Here is a 3,204-nt window from a genome sequence, read left to right on the forward strand (position 1 = left end):
CCCAGACCAACTCGTCGCTGGTCAAGCTCAAGGTCGGCAGGATCGACACCGCCAATGCCTTTTCGTCCTCGGCAGACATCACTGTGCAGCCGCTGGCGCTGATCGACGTCGGCGTCGTCACCTGTACCATTCCGCTGTTGGGGCTCGGCTCGGCGACCTGTGACCCGAACAGTCGCAAACCGTTCTACGGCGGTGGTCTGGGGGTGAAGGTCGATACCTCGGTGGCCGCCACCCAAAGCACGCACATCTACAATCAGCCACCGGAAATCAAAACCCCGCCGCAGTATTACAGTTTTGCTACCCAGGGCGTGGTCGACAGCCTTCGGGGCACGTTGGCCGGGGTTCAGGTGCAGGCATACAAACCGACCGGCTCCAGCCTGTTGGGCGGTTTGCTGACCACCACCGCCGATGTGCTGGCAGGGGTGAACAACACGCTGGGGGTGGTGATCGACAACCTGCTCAGTCCGGTGCTCGATCCGATACTTGATGGTTTGCTCGCCAACCTCGGCATCACCCTGAACAAGGTCGACGTCGGCGCCAACCTCAGTTGCAAGCCGCCCGGACAACCGATGCTGGCGATCTAGTCGACCACGGCAAGCGGCAGTTCAATGCAGAAGCGTGCGCCTTCATCGCCATTGCGCACGCTCAGGCGTCCGCCCATGTTTTCGACGATGCCGTAGCTCACCGACAGCCCCAGGCCGGTGCCGACGCCCACCGGTTTGGTGGTGAAAAAAGGCTCGAAAATCCGCTCCAGCAGGCGTTGGTCGATGCCGCCGCCGTTGTCCTCCACCCACAATCGCACCACATGCTCGTCGCTCTCGGCGGACACCGCGATCCACGGCTGGAAGTCGCGATCGGCTTCGCGCTTGCTCAGCAGCGCATCCCGGGCGTTGACCATCAGGTTGATCAGCACCTGTTCCAGTTGATCGACATAACCGCGCACCTGCACCTGCAAGTCCGACTCCTTGAGCCGCAGCTCCACGCCTTTGCCGCGCAAGCCCTCCGAGAGCAGCGACAAGGTGCCGTCGATGGCCTCGAGTGGGTTGAACGGATGTTGTTCGATTTCCGAGCGGCGTCCGAATACCCGCATGTGATCGACCACCCGCGCGGCGCGCTGGACCTGGGCGTCGATGCGGTTGAGTTTGTCGGTCAGGTAATCGACCTGCACATCGCCGTTGCCCAGGCGTTTGAGCACGTTGACGATGGCCATGCGCATCACGTTGAGCGGTTGATTGATTTCGTGCGCCAGACCGGTGGCCATTTCGCCGAGGGTGGCCATTTTCGCGCTCTGCGTGAGTTGCTGTTGCGAGCGGCGGACCTCGGTGTTGTCGCGGCCCACCGCTTGCACTTCGAGCAGGCGCCCCTGCTCGTCGAACACGCCGCGATCCGACCAGACCCACCACGCATGTTCACGCCCTGGCAGGCGCAGATTGACTTCGGCCGTGCTCACCGGCACCTGCGGTGTCAGTTGCGCCAGACGCTGGGTGAACGCTGCGCGCTGTTCGTCCGACATCCAGCTGCCGAGGTTGACCCCGGGCAACTGCTCCGGCGCGCACTCCAGATACGTCGCCAGGGGCCGATTGCCGAAGATCAGGGTCAGGTCCGGACGGTAGCGACAGATCATCGCCGGCGAATCCTCTACCAGAATCCGGTAGCGTTCTTCGCTGGCCCGGACCTGCTCGGCGGCGAGCGTCGCCTCGGTGATATCCAGCCACAGGCCCACGGCTTCCACCGGCAAGCCGAGGTCGTCGCGCAGCAGCTTGGCTTCATCGAGCAACCAGTGTGCATGGCCTTGCCGGTCGAGGACCCGATAGCGCGTGCTCACCGTGCCCTCGCGCAGCAATTGTCGCGTGCGCTGGAAATACACCGCGCGGTCGTCAGGATGCACGTGTTCGACCAGTGCGCCATCGCTGCAGTCGGCCAGACTCCAGCCCAGCAGCGGTTGCAGACTGGCGCTGAAAAATGTTGGTTGCAGCGCGCCTTCGACGTAGCGCTGCACATAAATCACCGCCGGTGAGCTGGCGATCAGGTTGTCCAGCCGCGCATGGGCGGCGGCGGCCTGTTGCTGCTGATTCTTGATGTCGCTGATGTCGAGCATGAACCCCACGAGCCGGCGTCCGGCACCGATGCCCAGCGCCTGGCCCTGCACCCGATACCACAGCAATTGCGCCTGTTCGCAGGGTTGCAGGCGCACGCATAACTCCAGCGGTGTGCCCTCATCCTGCAAGGCTTGCAGCTGACTGCGCAGTTCATCGCGATCGGCGGGGTGCACCCGGGCGAACCAGTCCTGCAGCGACAGGCGAGTTGCCGGCAGGCCCAGGCTGTCGGCCAGCGACCTGGCCAGTTGCACTTCGGCGCTGTCGAACACTTCCCACCATCCGGTGCCGAGCAGTGCCTGAAGCGCTTCCAGGCGTTCCAGTTGTTGCTGATGGCGGTGCTCGCGCAAACTTTCCAGCAGTGGCGCGGCGATGGCGGTGGCCAGTGCCAGCCAGTCACGATCGCCAAGGTCTGGCGCCTGTTGCCCGGCGTCATAGTTGGCGCAAAGCAGCCACGCCGCGACTCCTTGAGCATCACAGTAGGGCACGGCAAAGCCCGGATTGGGGCCAAACACGCTACTCAGGCGCGGCTGTTCGCTGACCTGCAGGGCTTGCGGGGCCGCACTGTTCAGACTGTCCAGCGCGGTCCCCAGTCCTTGCGCCGGGCTCCACAGCTGCGGCGCTCCGGGCGCGCAGTAGTGCTGATGGATCTGCCAGCCTTGTTCCTGATCATCGAGTACCGCCAGCGCCAGACACGGGATGTGCAAGTACTGACTGACGCGTTGCAATTGTTCGCCCAGCACCTGCGCCAGACGCGTGAAACTGCACAGGCGCAGTTGCTCGCGGATCTGCCCCGCGAGCCACTGGCATTGTTCGCGACTGCGCGCCTCACGCCGCTCGCCGAGCAGGTCACCGATGTCGAGCAAGTGCAGCAACCAGCCATCACCCTGTGGCTGAACCCAGCCGCGTAGATGCAGGGGCGGCCCGGCCTGGCTGAAAAAATCCAGGTCGAGTGTTTGCCCTTGCCAGTCCTGCGGCCGACCTTCTACCACCAGGCCGCTGTGGGGCAGCAGATAGTCTGTCAGGTGCGTGACCGAACGCGCCGTCAACCGCAGCAGGGCATGGCGCACGGGGCCGCCCAGGTGTTCGACGTGGCCCTCACTGTCCA

Annotated in this window: 1 protein-coding gene and 1 pseudogene; one reads left to right on the top strand and one right to left on the bottom strand. The window is 64.3% G+C overall.

Annotation, left to right across the window (positions count from 1 at the left end; all coding sequences use genetic code 11):
* A pseudogene (locus tag DBR24_RS30670) lies at positions 1-584 on the top strand (hypothetical protein); the annotation flags it as partial.
* Here the strand turns inward: DBR24_RS30670 and DBR24_RS30675 are convergent.
* Positions 581-3,204: PAS domain-containing sensor histidine kinase (locus DBR24_RS30675; RefSeq protein ID WP_146189160.1), on the bottom strand; the 2,624-nt coding region annotated here is incomplete at its 5' end. The pseudogene DBR24_RS30670 and the gene DBR24_RS30675 sit on opposite strands and share 4 nt — an antisense overlap.

This window comes from Pseudomonas sp. HMWF006, assembly GCF_003061205.1.
Classification (GTDB): Bacteria; Pseudomonadota; Gammaproteobacteria; order Pseudomonadales; family Pseudomonadaceae; genus Aquipseudomonas; species Aquipseudomonas monsensis.